We start from the raw sequence: 17,078 nt of genomic DNA on the forward strand, positions 1-17,078 counted from the left end.
AGCTAAGCCTTATAAATTTTTACAGCGCATTTTTTATAGTCTGTTTCTTTTGAAAGCGGACAAGTCGCATCCAAACAAACTTTGTTGATAAAGACATTTTCATCAAACCAAGGAACATAAACTAGACCCACAGGCGGAACATTTCTACCTCTAAAATCTACTCTAACTTTTACTTTTCCTCGTCTTGATTCTACCCATACAATATCATTTTGAGCTATGCCTAATTTCTTTCCGTCAGCTTCGTTCATAAAGCAAAGTGCCTCAGGAACAGCGCGATAAAGCTCAGGAACACGCATAGTCATCGTGCCTGAATGCCAGTGTTCTAGCACACGACCTGTGCATAACCATAGCGGATACTCTTTGTCTGGCATTTCGCATGGATCCATGTAAGGGCGGAAGAAAATTTTACCTTTATTTTTAAATGAAGTTTTTTCTTCTCCCGATGTTGCTTTTGCCATATCTCCGGTCGGCAATGCGCCTTGGTTTCCGTAAAATGCAAAATCACCGTTTGGATTTGCTTTTTTAGCGTATGTATCGTAGCGAGTGTTAAATCTCCATTGAGTCTCTTTTCCATCGACAACCGGCCATCTAAGACCTCTAACTCTATGATATGTATCAAAATCAGCTAAATCGTGTCCGTGTCCGTTACCAAAAATTCTATACTCTTCAAACAGATATTTATGGATAAAGAAACCATAACCTGTGAATTCTTTTCCGTCGCTTCCGATTACTTTTCTGCTATCGCCGAAAACTTCGGTACAATCAAATCCTGCGATGATTGGGTCGTCTGCTTTAAATTCTTTTGCTCGTTTGTTTGCAAACAATACATCAAAGAGAGTATCTTCTGGATCGTAACCCATTTTTTTAGCTTCTTCTAAAACATCAGGCAGTGTTAGTTTATCATCGATTTTTCTCTCGCCCCAGAAATCTTTAATCTTAAAGCGTTTAGAGAATTCTAAAATTTGCCATGTATCACTCATCGCTTCGCCTACCGGTAATACTTGTTGTCGCCAATGTTGAGTTCTTCGCTCAGCATTACCGTAAGCTCCCCATTTCTCATAAATCATAGCAGTCGGTAAAATCAAATCCGCTACTTTTGCAGATACGCCCGGATATGGATCACTTACAACGATGAAGTTATCCATTTCTCTTGCTGCTTTTATCCAGTGATTTGCATTTGCTGTGTTGTGCCATGGGTTATTTACATGAACCCAAGCAAATTTAACGGCACCGTCTTCAATATCTCTCATTAGTTTTACATAAGGGAATCCTGGGCGCGGATTGATAGTTCCTGCCGGAATTTGCCATACTTTTTCAGTCATTTCTCTGTGTTTTGGATTTGCTACAACCATATCAGCTGGCAATCTGTGGCAGAAAGTTCCTACTTCTCTTGCGGTTCCGCAAGCACTTGGTTGTCCTGTTAGCGAGAATGCTCCGTCGCCCGGTTTAGCTTGTTTGCCTAATAAGAAATGCACCATATAGCTTTGTTCATTTACCCAAGTTCCTCTTTGGTGTTGGTTCATACCCATTGTCCAGAAGCTTACTACTTTTCTGTTTTTCTCGATATATAAATCAACTAGGGCTTGAAGTTTTTTCTTAAAGCTTTCCAAATCTTCATTATCATCGCCTTTTGCTAGTTTTGCAACAAAATCTAGTGTATAAGGTTCTAATGCTTTTTTGAAATCATCAAATCCGATTAGCCAATGTGAATCGGCTTTACCATTACTTTTATTTTCTAGTGTATCTCCTGCTTTCATACCTAGATATGCCAAAGTTACACCTTCATTTTCGCTTAGAACTTTTGAAACTTCTTTTGCTACGGTATCGACCTCTTTTGGATCAAATTTAGGGTGTTTTGGATTTGGTCTCATACCATAACCAATATCAACAGGACCTGTTGCAAACACGCAGTGCTCTTTTACGAATTTTTCATCAAAAGATTCTGGGTGGTTATATAAAATTTCATGAGCAATCAAATTCCAAATCGCAAGGTCAGTATGAGGTTTAAAAATAATCTCAATATCTGCAATGCTTGAAGTTCTACTTGAAAAAGTTGATAAATTTACAACTTTTACGCGATCTGGGTTTTTAAGTTTTGCGTCATTTACGCGAGACCACAAAACTGGGTGCATTTCTGCCATATTTGCGCCCCAGCAAACAACTGTATCGGTTAGCTCTATATCATCAAAACAACCTGACGGCTCATCTATACCAAATGTTTGCATAAACGCAACAACCGCACTTGCCATGCAATGGCGGGCATTTGGATCGATATTGTGAGATCTAAAACCTGCTTTGATAAGCTTAACAGCCGCAACACCTTCCATGATAGTGTATTGACCACTACCAAATACAGCTAGTCCGCTTGGACCTTTTTCGGCATAAGCTTTGCGGAATTGTGCTTCCATAACATCAAAGGCTTTTTGCCAACTAACTTCGCCGAATTTACCTTTTTTGTCAAATTCGCCTTTTTCGTTCATACGCAAAAGAGGTTTTGTAATACGGTCTTCACCATACATAATCTTAGCGTTAAAGTATCCTTTAATGCAGTTTAAGCCACGATTTACAGGGCATAGTGGATCGCCTTTTACGGCTACGATTTTTCCACCCTTTGTAGCAACCATAATACCACAGCCGGTTCCGCAAAAACGACATGCCGCTTTATCCCAGCGCCAGTCTTTTTCGCCATCCGCTGCACTTGCTAGGCTAGGAGCCGAAATACCTGCGGCACTGCAAGCAGCAGCGGCAGCAGAACTCTTGATAAATTCTCGTCTGTCCATAAGAGAACCTTTCATAAAAAAATCAACACCCTACACGGGTGTTCAGCAACATAATAATACAAGATTATTCGTTAAAATGGTTGATTTGTATCAAATACGATAAATTTACTCTTTTGAATTTATTGAATAAATTTTAATAAAATAGATAATTTTAGTCGCAAATATCATAAATTTTAGAAATTTGAAATTGCGTTTAGTTATCAATTATAAAAGATGAATTTTTTTATTTTTAAACCTATTTTTTTAAACAATTTTTTTATTTTTTTAAGAAATATAATTTTAATAAAATTACGAATTTATATTTGTTTAAAAATTAATGCCAGATACCATTACAGCGAGTTATATTGATAAAAATATAACTTTATTTTTTACTAAAAGATAAAAATTTTTAATTAGTTAAAGTAAAATTTATGCTAAGTGTAAAATAATCTGATTTATCAGGTTTTGGAAATTTTGATTTTGTTTTTTTGACCGCATTTAGTGCCGCATTATCCAAATTTAAAAAACCAGAGCTTTGCAAAATTTGCAAATTTTCAATTCTTCGCTCTTTTGTGTAATAAAATCCAATCTCCACGCTTCCTGTTTGGCGAAGCTTTCTAGCTTCGCTTGGATAATTTTGCTTGGCATATTTTGATATTATAGTTTTTAAAATAGCCGAAATATCGGAATTTGCAATCTTATTAGTATTTTGATTTAAATTTAAACTATTTGCGCTATTTATGTTATTTAAATTTCCGCCTAAATTTGCACTTTGTGAATCTAAATTTACTGAATTTTTAGATTTTTTTATTTTCGCATTTTCCTGTTTTTTTGGTTTTGCCAATGTCTGTTTTGGTTGCAAAATAGGCTCTGATTTTGGCACAATCTCTTGTAAAACTTCTTTTTCTACTAAATCATCGGTAAAGTTTTGTAAATTTTCGTTTTCTACTAAATCGTCTTTTTGTAAATTTTCATTTATATCGTTTGGAAAGTTTTTTTGTTCTGAAATTTTTTCATCATTATCATTTAAAAAGTTAAAATTATTTATATCAATCATCATAACATTTTCAAAATTTAGCGAATTTGATTTTGGTACAATCGGCGAGAGATTTGCAAATTTTAAAATAGAAAAGACAAAGCAAAAATATAAAATCGTAGATGAGAAAAATCCGATAATATCGTATTTGCTAAAACCACGCATAATCAAACACTAAAAATAGTTACGCCTTTTTGTGCTTTTGTTAGTATATGAACGCCGTCAGCCTGCCTAAATTTAGCTACAACACTTTTAATATGATTTTCGTCAATATCTAATTCGCAACGCATAAGCATTGTTTTTGCATATTGCATAGCCTTTTCTTCGCTCATTATGTTTTCCCAGTCTGCTTTGAAAAGTTTGCTTTTAAATTTGATATTTAAATCATTTAAAATTTCGTGCATATTGGCTGTTTTTATACAACCTTTGATATTTGGATTTGGTTTTTCTATTAACAAATCCAAAAATTCGCACTCTTTATAAGCGCCCCAAGCGATATAAATTCCAATATTATTTGTCAAATTTATAAATTTATATGCGTTTTTCACAGAATTTATAGCAGGACACAAACTGGCAATAGCAATATCAAACCCTTTTTTTGGCTCAAATTCGTCAAAATTGCCCTTAATTGTAGTTATTTTTTTATCAACTCCTAATCTTTTTGCGTCATTTTTAAGAATTTCTAACATTTCATTAGACATATCAAGGGCGGTTATGCTAACTTCGTTTTTAAGTGCTATTTCTAAATCGATTATGCCCGTCCCTGCGCCAATATCGATAATTTCGCCAGTAAATTTAACGCCACTTTCATAGCAAAATGAAAGTGCGGTTTCTACATCTCGCATCATATCGCTATCACCGTAGTGCGGATACATCTTTGACATTTCGTCCCATGCGTTCATTTTTTATCCTTTATTTTCCGATTATTACGCTGTCCGGCATAAAACAAGCATAAACTTTATCGCCTACTTTAAATTCGCCAAATTCTTGGTTTTTTACGGTTGAAGTTAGTGTCAAATCAGCCAAATTTAGCGAAATTTGTGTTAATTTTTCACCTGTTTTGATTTTTGAGATTTCACACTTTAAGGCATTTGGTAATTTTGGCTTTGTTGCTGAAATTCTAACCGAATTTGCCTTTATAACAGCTATAACAGCAGTTTCAACGCTGATTTTAAGGCGTTCAAAACTATCTTTTGTGATATTTGAGAAAATAGTTGTGTTTTTATTTATATAAAGTTCGAGTTCTACGCTGACGGTATCTCCCCTGATACCGCGAACGATTGCGGCAAATTGGTTTTTTGCACTTAAATTTGAAATAGCAAGGCTATTTTGTTCTAAGTTATCATCAAATTGCGATAAAAATTCATTTTCTTTGGCTTCAAGCTCTCTAAATTTAGAGATTAATCTCTCGCCTTCATCACTTAGTTTGCTTCCGTTGCCGATTTTTACAACTACGGGAGATTTGGCTAAATTATTTAGGCTATCTACGGCGTCCCAAGCGGCTTTATAGCTCATTTTCATTGCTTTGGCAGCAGCGTTTATCGAGCCGCACTCTCTTATTTTTTCAAGTAGCTCAACTTTTCCGTGTCCTAGAAAATTTTTTCCGTCTTTTTCTATCCAAAGTCTTGATTTTATCACCTGATTTTCCTTTTTTGTGCGTGAGTTTATCACATTGTAGATAAAATTTGGCTTATTTAAAAATTTAGACAAATTTATATAAATTAAAATATAATTAGGTATAATTCTTGCGGAAATTTTTATAAAGTCGGACAATGGATAAAATTTGTATCAAATTTAGCGTTATTATAGTGCTTTTATGTATAGTTATTGTTTTGTCATTTTTCTTGGGTCATTATCAAATTGACACAAAAGAGTTATTTAATTATATATTTTTTAATATAAAAAATGACGAAATCCAAAACCAAATTTTAATTCTAACGCAAATTAGACTTCCTAGAATTTTAACGGCGATTTTGATAGGTTCGGCACTAGCGATTAGTGGAGCGTTATTTCAAGGCATTTTTATGAACCCTCTGGTAAGTCCAAGTGTGCTTGGTGTTTTAAGCGGGGCTAGTTTTGGAGCAAGTTTGGCGATGATTTTTAAGCTTTCGCTCATTTATGTGCAAATTTCAGCCTTTTTATTTGGTTTTTTGGCTGTATTTTTTGCCCTGATGATTTCAAAAATTTATGGCAAAAACTCCACGATTTTAATGTTGATTTTGGGCGGAATTATTAGCTCGTCGCTTTTTGGTGCAGGATTATCATTTTTAAAATATATCGCAGATCCTGAAAATTCGCTTCCTAGCATAGTTTATTGGATGATGGGAAGTTTGGCTTTGGCTAAGCTTGATTTGATTTTAAAACTATTTCCTTTTATGATTTTGGCGATTTTAGGGATATGCGTGTTATCTCGCTCGGTGGATTTGCTAAGTCTTGGCGAAGATGACGCAAAGGCTCTTGGGCTAAATGTCAAAAAAGTTCGAATAATCTTAATTATCTTGGCTACCTTTTTAAGCGCGTGTGCGGTAATGCTAGGCGGAATTATCGCTTGGGTGGGTCTAGTGGTGCCACACATTTGTAGATTTATTGTTGGGGTTCGCCACGCAGCTCTGCTTCCATTTAGCGCACTTTTTGGGGCTTTGTTTTTACTTAGCGTAGATACTTTCGGGCGAACCTATTTTAGCGTCGAGCTTCCTATTGGAATTTTGGTTAGTATGTTTGGAATTCCTATATTTTTGGTTGTGCTTAAAAATACAAAGGGCATAAGATGATAAAAATTTCAAATTTAAGCGTGAAATTTGGTAACAAATTTGCTCTAAAAGATATAAATTTGCATATCAAAAAAGGCGAAATTATAAATATTTTAGGCTCAAACGGAAGTGGCAAAACCACGCTTTTAAGGTGCATTTTGGATTTGGAAAAATTTCAAGGGAACATTGAGATAGACGGACAAAACACGGCAAATTTAACCCCAAAAATGATGGCAAATTTGCTATCATTTGTGCCACAAAATCATTTTATTCCTTATGATTTTAGTGTTTTAGATATTGTTTTAATGAGTCGCTTTGCAAATAGTTTTTATAAATACTCCAAATCTGACATCCAAAAAGCCGAATTTGCACTTAAAAAAACAGAAATTTTACATTTAAAAAATGAGATTTTTAGAAAACTCTCAGGCGGACAAAAACAGCTTGTCTTGGTGGCAAGAGCAATCGCAAGTAACGCAAAAATAATCTTGCTAGATGAGCCAAGAAGCGGAAATCCTGATTTAAGCGAATATGATGATTACACTATGGGCGGTCAAATCGAGCTTGATTTCAAATTTAATGAAGCAAATATCTTAAAACTTTCAGTAGCCCTTAAAAATGATAATCACAAGGTTATAGATAGCACATCGCCTGGTGCCGACTTGACAAATAAAGCACAAACTTACTCTTACGCAGGAGAATATACCTGGGCGATAAATAACTATTTTACTTGGGTTGTTGGGGCTAGTTATGATTATAATAAAATCAAGAAAGCCGAATATAGAAATCAGGCTCAAACAGCCATTGAAGGCGAGTGGGAAAAATACAATGCTAGTGCATTTAATCCGCAAACGATTTTATATTTTACGCCGTTTAACGGAACAAATTTTTACGCATCTGTTTCGCAAAGAACGAATTTTCCGACTTTGAAAGATAGATATTCGACTAGATTTGGTCAGTATGAGCCAAATCCTGATTTAAGTGAAGAAAAAGCGACGAATTATGAAATCGGCGTAAGTCAGCTTATAGCAAACAATACGCTTTTAAAATTCGCACTTTTCCACACAAAAACAAAAGATTATATCACGCAAATCAGAACATCTAGTGGTTTGAATAAAAATGTAAATGTCGGAAAAGAGGAGCAAACAGGTGCCGAATTTAGCGTAGATTCGCAAATTTTGGATAATCTTAGCGTGTTTGGAAATTATACTTATATGCACGCACGCATAAAAGATGATGATGAGAACAAATATATCGTGGGAGTTCCGGAACATAGCCTTTTTGCAGGGCTTATTTACTCGCCGATTAAACAAATCGATATAATACCGCAAGTTCGCTATGAGAGCAAACGATACGCTAGTTCGGCAATATCCGATAAAGATTTCGTCAATAAAAGTTATACTTTGACAGATATAAAAATCGCCTATCGTCCGATTGATGACTTTGAGCTAAATTTTAGAGTAAATAACATTTTCGATGAAGATTACTCTTATGCTTACGGATACCCTGCACAAGGTAGAAATTACTACGCAGGGTTTAAGTATAGTTTTTAGAATTTAGGTTTTTTGATAAAAATTTAGCAAATTTTTAAAAAATTTGCTAAATTTAAGTTATATATTTAAAAATATAATATATAATTACAAAAACCAAAAATAAATTAAAATCTGTCCATAAAAAATTCGGCACTGCTACTTAGATGCCGAATTTTTTATATATCTTGCAGTATTCAAATTTATGATATTAGAGAAATTTTTCCACTTAAATCCATCGCCCCTTGCATATACACAGCAGAAGTGATGATATAATCCACTCCCGTCCCGGCAAATTCATCGCAGTTTTTCAAATTCACGCCACCTGCGGCACTCACGGCTGTATTTGGCGAGATTTCATTTTTAAATTTAACACACTGAATAAGCGTTGAAATATCCATTTTATCGCATTGAACGACATCGACAGGATAGCTTAAAAGTGTTTTAAAATCGTCAATATTTTCAACTTCTACCATAATTTTCTTTTCAGGCAGTTTTGCCTTAAATTCGGGGATTTTTTTGCAAAATTCTGCGAAATTCTCATAAATAAAAGTGTGATTTTTAAAAAACAAAACGCTATCGTAAAGCCCTAGTCTGTGTATCGTCCCGCCACCTGCTAGAACCGAATTTACGCACATTTCTTTTGCAAAGGGGATATTTTTTCGTGTTGTGCCAAGCTCGCACTTTGGATTTACGGCTTTTATTTTGCTAACCATTTCGTGTGTGTAAGTTGAAATTTTACAAGCAAATTCAAGGAAAATTTGCGTTACTTTCCAAGCTTTATGGATATTTGCATAACTTCCGACTGCCACGAAAATTTCATCTTTTTCGCCAAATTTCTGTCCGTCGCTCCCACAAAATTTAACTTCGCAATCTAAAAATTTAGCGATTTTTTGCGCCGTCAAAGAGCCAGAAAAAACCAAATTTTCCCTTGTAAAAATTACTAATTTTGCGTTTGAATTTAAATCAATATCATTAGCTTGTAAATCCGTAGTAAGGTCGCAAAAAGCCGTATCAGATTGGATATAATCCCAAATTTCGCTATCTTTCATAATTTTGCCTTTTGAAAAATTTTTGAAATTATATCATAATATAAATTTATATATAACTATTTTGAACCAACTTCATACAACTAAAATATTATTTTTTACTCTAAAAAATTTGAACTAAAATATATCAAATTTCAAAAATAGTTCTTTATCATCGTCGATGATTTGGCGTTTTATGAGATTTTCCACTATGCTTTTATCGCACAAAGTTTCATCTGGCCACTCTCGCTCGTATCCTTCCCATGCGAATTTCGTAGTCGCATCAATGCAAATTTGATCGCCATTTACAAAAATATCGCGGTTAGCGTCGATATTATTTACAATCCGCCAAATGCTGATATAAAGGTTATTTATGCTATTTTTTGGATCTGTAAAAATGACGATTTTAAAGTGATTTGCAAATTTTAAAATTCGCTCGAAACTAGCTTTTGCGTGTTCTTTTTTATCCAAATTTACTAGCACGACAGGGTTTTTAGTGTCCGTAAAATACTGCTTTAAGTCCAAAATTTCAGCACAAACGCTTTTAAATTTGGCAAGCAACTCATCATCGCTTAAAATTTCAGGCGGATTTGGTGAAAAATCGCTACTCGCATCAACGCCAAGCTTCCCGCCAAAACACGCATTTGGACTAGCGTGATCAAGCTGATCGCAAACACCCTCGCTAAAAAGCAGACTTTTTGGCGAAATTCTATCCAAAACATATCTAGCTAGTGTCTCATAGTCACCTAAATCAGGCGCTTTGCTATCCACGAAAATCGCGTGTTTAACAAAACTCATCTGCCCCACACCCCAAAAAGCGTGCATTAATTGCTTTGCGTGAGCAGGGTATTTTGCGTCAAATTTAGCTAAAATCAAGTTGTGAAAAACGCCGTTTTCAGGCATTTTGTAATCAATCAAATCTGGCGCAGAAGTTTTAAAAAGCGGTAAGAAAATTCGCTCAGTCGCATACCCCATAAATTTATCTTCCAAAGGCGGTTTTCCCACGACCGTGGCGTGAAAAACGGGGCTTTTTTTGCTCGTTATCGCACTTACTCTCATCACAGGAAACGGCAAAACAGGCGTGTAAAAGCCAGTATGATCGCCAAAAGGACCTTCAAATTCTAGCTCATTTGTATCGACAAAACCTTCAATCACAAAATCGCTATCATACGGCACCAAAATATCGTTTGTAAGCGATTTGACAAGCTTTGCAGGGCTTTTGCGAATAAATCCGTAAAGCAAAAGCTCAAAAATGCCCTTAGGAAGCGGTGCTTGACCACACCAAATATAAAGCGGATCGCCGCCAATCGCCACAGAAACTGGCATTTTAAGCCCTGCTTTTTTGTAATCATTATAAAAATTTGCGCCGTCTTTGTGGATTTGCCAGTGCATACCAAGGCGATTTTTATCGTAAATTTGAAGCCGATACATGCCTAGATTTTGCGTATTTCCGTGCAAATCTTTGGTATAGACCTGCCCCATCGTGATAAATCTGCCGCCGTCTTTTTGCCAAGTTTTAAGTGCAGGAAGCTTGGTAAGATCGGCGTTTTCGCCCATAAATTTAAGCTCTTGGCACGGAGCGTTGCCTTTAAATTTAGTAGTAAAAACCTTGCGAAGTGAAATCAAATAACGCAAAAAATCAAGCTTTTCGCCCAAATTTGCAGGTTTTTTTGGTTTTAATAAATTTTCAATCTCTTTTGCAATCTCATCAGGCTTGCGTCCTAAAATCAAATTTAGTGCCTTAAAACTGCCAAAAATATTAGTCAGCACAGGCGGATAAAAGTTGCCATCTTGGTCGGTGGGACGAGTAAATAAAAGCGCTTTTGAATCATCTTTTTTTACTTCAATATAACTTGCGTGAGCAATCTCTAAATCAATATCACACGGCTCGTCAATCACACGCAAAAGCCCTGCTTTGCTTAGTTTTATTATCCACTCGTTTTGCCACTCATTTTGCATTTTGTTTTGCAAATTTTGCATATTTTGCCTTTAAATTTTATTTTTGGAATTATATTTTTTTTATGCCAAATTTATGATAAATTCAGCCTATTTTTCACAAAAATTTATCAAATTTAGGTGAAATTTTATCCAAATTTCAGATTTTTAATATAAAATTTGCCATTTAAAAATAACAAAAAGGCAAATTTTGAATAAATTAATCATAGTTACGCTTATTTGGGCGTTTAGTTTTTCTTTGATTGGCGAGTTTTTAAAAGGCGTCGATAGTGCGTTTTTGGCGTTTTTGCGTGTGTTTTTAGCTCTGATTTGCTTTTTGCCGTTTATGAAATTTCGTGGCGTAAATTTAAGCTTAGCAGCTAAAATTTCGCTCATCGGTGCCGTTCAAATCGGCGTTATGTATATTTTTTATTACAAAAGTTTTACTCTGCTTAAAGTCTATGAGGTGGCTTTATTTACGATATTTACGCCATTTTATGTAACCTTGATTTATGACGGATTAAAACTAAGATTTAGACCACTTTACATTTTAAGTGTCGCAATCGCCGTATTTGGGGCATTTATCATCAAATTTAACGGCATAAACTCGGACTTTTTGCTAGGATTTTTATATGTGCAGATTGCGAATTTTTGCTTTGGTTTGGGGCAAAGTGCGTATAAATTTCTACTCGAAAGCAAAGGATATAAAGAGCAAAAAGAGCTTTTTGGCTACTTTTTTGTCGGAGCTAGTTTGGTTACATTTTTTGTCTTGCTTGGCTTTGGAAATCCGCAAAATTTCAGCGTTACGCCGTTTCAAATCGGCGTTATCGTGTGGCTTAGTGTCGCAGCGAGTGCGGTGGGATACTTCTTGTGGAACAAAGGTGCATGCGAAGTAGATAGCGGCATCTTAGCCATTATGAATAATGCTCTAATCCCAGCTGCAATCGTCGTAAATTTGGTATTTTGGCGACACGATGCCGACCTGCTCCGCCTAATCATCGGCTCAGGCATAATCATCTTTTCGCTATATTTGCACAAAAAAATTATGCAGTTTTATGCAAGAAAGGCAGTTTAAAACTGCCTATTTTAGCTGTGATTTTAAAATTTCATAAAATTCTAATTTTGAGAAAATATCGTTATGCCCGCAGTTTAGCTCAAAAAATTTGTCATTTGGCTTTAAAAATTTAGCCAAATTTTGCGAGTTTGAATTCTCAATCAAATCATCATTTTTGCCGTGGAAAAGTAAAATTTGCGAATTTGGATTTTTTGCTGTAAAATTTGCTAGAAATTTATCTGTCGGAATTTCATATTTTACTAAAAATTTTGGAGCAAACGGGATTTTTGAACTCGCTAAATCTTTAAAATTATAATACGCAGAAACTAAAATCAATCTTTTAATGCCGAATTTATCGGCAATTCTAGCCGATAAACCACTGCCGATAGAATAACCCAAAATGGTGATTTCATCTTTTTTAAATTTGCCTAAAACATACTCAAACATCAAGTCGGTATCATCAAAAAGTTCATTTTCACTTCTTATTTCACCACCACTTTTGCCAAAACCACGATAATCAAACACAAAAAAATCATAGCCCAAATTTACAAAAAACTCGCCGTATCGCCCCCAGCTATTCAAATTATCTGCATTTCCGTGAAAAAATAAAATCGCACCTTTTGGATTTTTAGCGTAAAAATGAAGTCCGTTTAAAGTAGCGTTATCTGGCGTTTTTAGATTTATTTCATCAAATTTTGCAAATTTAAACTCAAATTTGTGATTTTGGGCTAATTTATTCGGCACGAAAATTAGCTTTTCTTGCCAAAAATATAGCCCAGCACAAACCGTCATATAAACGAAGCAAAAAATAAAAAATAATCTTTTTATTTGTCGAAAAATTCGTCTCATTTATTATTTTACGCCATACTCTCGGCGCGTTTTAAAAGTTCTTTTGCTCCTTTGGCGATAAATTTATCGGCGAATTTAAAGCCGATTTTTTGGCAGTTTTCAGCTTTTTCACACTCACTTTTTAGCACGATTGTTTCATCTTTTATAAACTCACTCCCGTCAGGTAGCCCAACGATAGCGCGAATTTTTACTTCATCACCGATAATCTGCGCATTTACGCCGATTGGCACTTGGCAACCGCCTTCTAAACGCTCCACAAAACTGCGTTCGATAGTGGTTTGGATAACCGAGTTTTTATTATTTATAAATTCCAAAATTCCCAAAATCTCACGCTCATCTTTGCACTCGATTCCAAGCGCACCTTGTCCCATCGCAGGAATCATTTCGTCCAAGCTAAACGGCGAAAAATGGGCGATTTCTTTATCAAGCCCAAGCCTTTTTACACCTGCACTAGCCAAAATGATGGCGTCAAATTCGCCCTCTTTTAACTTTCTAAGCCTTGTATTTACATTTCCGCGAAGTGAGATAATCTCCAAATCAGGGCGTTTTATAAGCAGTTGCATTTTTCGGCGAAGACTTGTAGTGCCGACTTTCGCACCTTTTGGTAGGTCGCTAAATTTGGCATATTTTTCGCTTACAAAGGCGTCTCGTTCGTCTTCTCGCTCACTAATAGCAGCCAAAACTAGCCCGTCAGGGAAAACCACAGGCACATCTTTTAGGCTATGCACGGCTAGGTGCGAATTTCCAGCTAACATATGCTCTTCAAGCTCTTTTGTGAAAAGGCCCTTACCGCCGATTTTGGCTAATGGCGTATCAAGGATAACATCGCCCTTTGTTTTCATACTGACTAGCTCGACTTCTACGCCGTGCTTTTTTTCGATCAAATCTTTTATATGTTCGCTTTGCCACATTGCTAAGGCGCTTCCACGCGTTGCGATTACGATTTTGTTCATTTTTTTTCCTCTTCTATGATTTCTACATCGATGATTTCTGAGTTATCATTTTGTTTATATTTTGTATTATTTTGTGAATTATTTTGCGTATAATTTTGTGTATTTCGCCCAAAAAGATTGAAATTTTTTATTAAAAATGACATTATGACGACTGCGACAGCCAAAATGTCAGATAAAATTCCCGGCACCATAAATAAAATTCCAGCAATAACATAGCCAAATCCGCCAAATATAGAATTTAGAGTTATTCTTGGAATTTCTCTTGCGTTTGCAGTAGTGCTAAGCCCGACAACAGCCACGCCTAAAACGGCACTAAATAAAACTTCTACGACATAAAATAAAAAGCCGTTATTATCGACAAAATGCGCCGTTATCAAAAGCTCCAAAATCAAATACGGAATAATTAAAAATTTCAGCATAGCAAATCCTTTAAATTTTTTTGAATTTCATTTGCTATATACGAACCTTTTATCCAAACAAATTGTGGGAGCATTTTTATATTATTTACAACTTCTGTTTTATTTTTTAAATGAGAATTTATGCCACCACCACGGATAAATACTTCGTTTTGGGAACTTTTTATAAAATTTGGTGCGCAAGATTTACTTCCGTCACTTAAAATTTTAGGTTTTCCGTTTGTATCAAAATTTGGTATATCAAGTAATGTTTTATTTGCAATCTTATCTTTTGTATCTTTCCAAGCTTTATAGACGATATTATAAATAAAATCATTAGAAAATACAATTCTCTCAAAGCCTATAAATTTATTTTCAAAAAGTTCATATTTTTGATTTTTTGCTTTTTTGGGTTCTTCAAAAATAATATACAAAAATTCGTTATTTGCAAAATAATTGTAAATTTGACTATCTTCAAATTTAGTATCTTCTATAAATTCATTAAAATCAATATGAAAAAGCTTCATATCTTCTGTTCTAGCGCCAAGCGAAGTTAGAGTTATAGATTTGGCAGTTATGCCAAATTTGGCAAAAAGTTCTATTTGATTTAAGTGTTTAGCGTCTGCTCCAAACATTTTTACGATAATTTTTTCTGCCAAATTTTTGCTATTTGTTAAATTTAAGCCAAGTTTATTTGAAATTTCTAAAATAGTTTTATTTTTGTATTTTTTTGTTAGTTCTTCGCATTTTTTATCTATGTCGCTAATGCTAATGTATTTTTCAGGCAATTTAATCAAATCATCACCAAAATATTTTGCGACCATGGTAGAAACAACGGATTGTTTTAGGCGAAAGCGTGGCGGAAATTTAGGCGCGAGATCTATATAAGTTAGCTCTTTTCTAAGCGTTCCACTCGTGGCGATAAATTCTTTTTTTATATCTTTTTCACAATTAAATTTACTAGATATATCCGAGCAAAATTTATGAACTATTTCCCAGTCGATTTTCAATCCAGCCTTTTCATCTTCTTCCCAGTTATGGAATTCATATCCTTTTATTTCAAAATTTCTGTATTCATAAGCACTAACTGGTTTTTTATTTTTGCCAAATTCATAAAGGTAATACACGATTAGCATATTTTCTAATTTTTGCCAAAAATGGCTAGTTTTAAATGTTTGAGTGTGAATTTTATCTACGCCGACGGCTGTTATGCTCATAGGTTCTTTTGCTACATAATTTTTCGATTTTTCTTTTAGTAATATACCGGTGGTTTTTACTTCTGTCGGAGTTTTTTTATCTTTTTCTGTTATGATTAAATCAGGTTTTTGTTCGTTATCTTGTGGATATTCTAAAACACATTGTTCGATAGCGCTACCTGCTATTCCTTTTTGTGATTTTACATTTTTAAATTTTTCAAAATAGCCGATATTATCAAATTCGATAAATTTTTTGCCAACTATATCGTTAAATCGTCTGATAATCTCTTTTTTTTCAAAAATATGCTCTGTTGTCATATTATTCCTTTTCGATTATCGTATCTAGTTCTCTGCCGATACGAGTTATCATAGGCACGACAAGGGCATTTCCCATACAAAAATATCTCATACGATCACTCATATTATCAGTCCAATTATCATCAAATCCCTGTAACCTTTCGGTTTCGATTGGCGTTAATATTCGCAGTCTATTTGTCTGCGGATCGCAAACCACATGTGTGCTACGATTTATCGTAGATTCGCTAGTTAGCATAGTTCTAGCAGGTTTATCTAATGGATCAGGAAATGCAACAGGACCTTCTGAAAATACATACTCATGTCCATTTTTTGATTTACGATTTATCTTTTTTGATCCTTTTAAATAGCTCATTTTTTCTAATTTTGCATCATCTAAATAGTATTTTTCGCTAACATTTTTTTCTAAAATTTGTTCTAAATTTACAGGTTTTTCTTCTTTTTCTGTAACTTTTGTAGTGTAAATTTTATTATTTATCATAAAACCTGCGCTTTCAAAATTAAATTTAAACTCATCGCTATTTTTTTTAATATCTTTATCTAATTCGCAAATTTCTATCTTTTCAAATTTATTTATCGCAAAAGCTTTTGCCATAAGGCTATCTTTCAAAAAAAGATTTTCTATTTTTTTATTTAATACAAAATTCGCATATTTTGTATCTTTTTTGTAAGCAAAAATAAAAACTCTTCTTCTTCTTTGAGCTGCACCATAAATAGCGGCATTTATAACACGCCACTCTACAAAATATCCAAGATGATGAAGAGTCGAAAGCATAACGCCAAAGTCTCTACCTCTTTGTCTGGCTGGTGATTTTAGCAATCTATCCACATTTTCAAAAAGACAAAATGGTGGCTTTTTTGCGATTATAACATCTCTTATTTGCCACCAAAGCACACCTTTTTGTCCCTCTAAGCCCTTGGAATTTGGAAGCGAATTTGCCACCGAATAATCCTGACACGGAAAGCCACCGACCAAAAGCGTGTGATCTGGTATAGTTTTTTTATCTACTTCTGCAATGTCTTTGTTTGTGTGAAATTCGCCGTTTTCATCGGCAAAATTACCAAAATGTTTTACATAGCATTCGTGTGCCCATTGTTTTGTTTTATTTGGTTCCCATTGTGAAAACCATACGGTTTGCCAACCACTTTGCAACCTTGAAAAACCAAGCCCAAAACCACCAACACCGGCAAATAATTCACACATAGTTTTTTGCATATTTCTAGTTTGCTTTCAAGATTAAAAATTCTACGCAAATTTTGCAAAATTGTTCTTTTGTAATGA

At 34.5% G+C, this 17,078-nt stretch carries 14 protein-coding genes; 3 read left to right on the forward strand and 11 right to left on the reverse strand.

What is annotated here, in order from left to right; translation table 11 throughout:
• Nucleotides 1–2 precede the first annotated feature (2 nt).
• The 4 genes from napA to PF026_RS03865 form a co-directional block, all read right to left on the reverse strand.
• Nucleotides 3–2,780 (reverse strand): nitrate reductase catalytic subunit NapA, encoded by a 2,778-nt coding sequence (gene napA, locus PF026_RS03850; RefSeq protein WP_270870454.1) that lies wholly within the window; start codon nucleotides 2,778–2,780, stop codon nucleotides 3–5.
• Nucleotides 2,781–3,168: 388 nt separating this feature from the next.
• Complete coding sequence (locus tag PF026_RS03855) at nucleotides 3,169–3,960, reverse strand: energy transducer TonB (RefSeq protein ID WP_270863841.1); 792 nt, start codon at nucleotides 3,958–3,960, stop codon at nucleotides 3,169–3,171.
• A 2-nt stretch (nucleotides 3,961–3,962) separates the two neighbouring features.
• Nucleotides 3,963–4,697: a class I SAM-dependent methyltransferase gene (locus tag PF026_RS03860; RefSeq protein WP_270863842.1), complete on the reverse strand. Its 735-nt coding sequence runs from the start codon at nucleotides 4,695–4,697 to the stop codon at nucleotides 3,963–3,965.
• Nucleotides 4,698–4,707: 10 nt separating this feature from the next.
• Nucleotides 4,708–5,433, reverse strand: a complete 726-nt coding sequence (locus PF026_RS03865) for a TOBE domain-containing protein (protein WP_270863843.1) — start codon at nucleotides 5,431–5,433, stop codon at nucleotides 4,708–4,710.
• Nucleotides 5,434–5,567: 134 nt separating this feature from the next.
• On the opposite strand from PF026_RS03865, the gene PF026_RS03870 reads away from it, so the two are divergent.
• Both PF026_RS03870 and PF026_RS03875 read left to right on the forward strand, forming a co-directional pair.
• Entirely contained in the window at nucleotides 5,568–6,566 is a 999-nt protein-coding gene (locus PF026_RS03870) for a FecCD family ABC transporter permease (RefSeq protein ID WP_270863844.1), read from the forward strand.
• Nucleotides 6,563–8,095, forward strand: a complete 1,533-nt coding sequence (locus PF026_RS03875; RefSeq protein ID WP_270863845.1) for a TonB-dependent receptor domain-containing protein — start codon at nucleotides 6,563–6,565, stop codon at nucleotides 8,093–8,095. Before PF026_RS03870 ends, PF026_RS03875 begins: the two co-directional genes overlap by 4 nt.
• 179 nt (nucleotides 8,096–8,274) lie before the next feature.
• On the opposite strand, the gene modD is transcribed toward PF026_RS03875, so the two are convergent.
• A complete protein-coding gene (gene modD / locus PF026_RS03880; protein WP_270863846.1) occupies nucleotides 8,275–9,123 on the reverse strand; it encodes a ModD protein in 849 nt (282 codons plus the stop codon).
• 114 nt (nucleotides 9,124–9,237) lie between these two features.
• On the reverse strand, nucleotides 9,238–11,079 hold the full coding sequence (locus PF026_RS03885; RefSeq protein WP_373566994.1) for a menaquinone biosynthesis decarboxylase: 1,842 nt from the start codon (nucleotides 11,077–11,079) through the stop codon (nucleotides 9,238–9,240).
• Nucleotides 11,080–11,245: 166 nt separating this feature from the next.
• On the opposite strand from PF026_RS03885, the gene PF026_RS03890 reads away from it, so the two are divergent.
• Entirely contained in the window at nucleotides 11,246–12,109 is an 864-nt protein-coding gene (locus tag PF026_RS03890) for an EamA family transporter (RefSeq protein ID WP_270863847.1), read from the forward strand.
• A 6-nt stretch (nucleotides 12,110–12,115) separates the two neighbouring features.
• Here the strand turns inward: PF026_RS03890 and PF026_RS03895 are convergent, their stop codons facing one another.
• Genes PF026_RS03895 through dcm form a run of 5 tightly spaced genes read right to left on the reverse strand, consistent with a single transcriptional unit; the run spans nucleotide 12,116 to nucleotide 17,000 of the window.
• A complete protein-coding gene (locus PF026_RS03895; protein ID WP_270863848.1) occupies nucleotides 12,116–12,937 on the reverse strand; it encodes an alpha/beta hydrolase in 822 nt (273 codons plus the stop codon).
• An 8-nt stretch (nucleotides 12,938–12,945) separates the two neighbouring features.
• Nucleotides 12,946–13,890 carry a hydroxymethylbilane synthase gene (gene hemC / locus PF026_RS03900; RefSeq protein WP_270863849.1) on the reverse strand — a complete coding sequence of 315 codons (945 nt, stop codon included), beginning with the start codon at nucleotides 13,888–13,890 and terminating at the stop codon, nucleotides 12,946–12,948.
• Nucleotides 13,887–14,309: an FxsA family protein gene (locus tag PF026_RS03905; protein WP_270863850.1), complete on the reverse strand. Its 423-nt coding sequence runs from the start codon at nucleotides 14,307–14,309 to the stop codon at nucleotides 13,887–13,889. The genes hemC and PF026_RS03905 overlap by 4 nt, the downstream gene beginning before the upstream one ends.
• A complete protein-coding gene (locus tag PF026_RS03910) occupies nucleotides 14,303–15,799 on the reverse strand; it encodes a MutH/Sau3AI family endonuclease (protein WP_270863851.1) in 1,497 nt (498 codons plus the stop codon). Before PF026_RS03910 ends, PF026_RS03905 begins: the two co-directional genes overlap by 7 nt.
• 1 nt (nucleotide 15,800) lies before the next feature.
• Entirely contained in the window at nucleotides 15,801–17,000 is a 1,200-nt protein-coding gene (dcm, locus tag PF026_RS03915; protein ID WP_270863852.1) for a DNA (cytosine-5-)-methyltransferase, read from the reverse strand.
• Between the last annotated feature and the right edge of the window lie 78 nt (nucleotides 17,001–17,078).

The organism is Campylobacter sp. CS_NA3 (genome assembly GCF_027797495.1).
Lineage (GTDB): Bacteria > Campylobacterota > Campylobacteria > Campylobacterales > Campylobacteraceae > Campylobacter_B.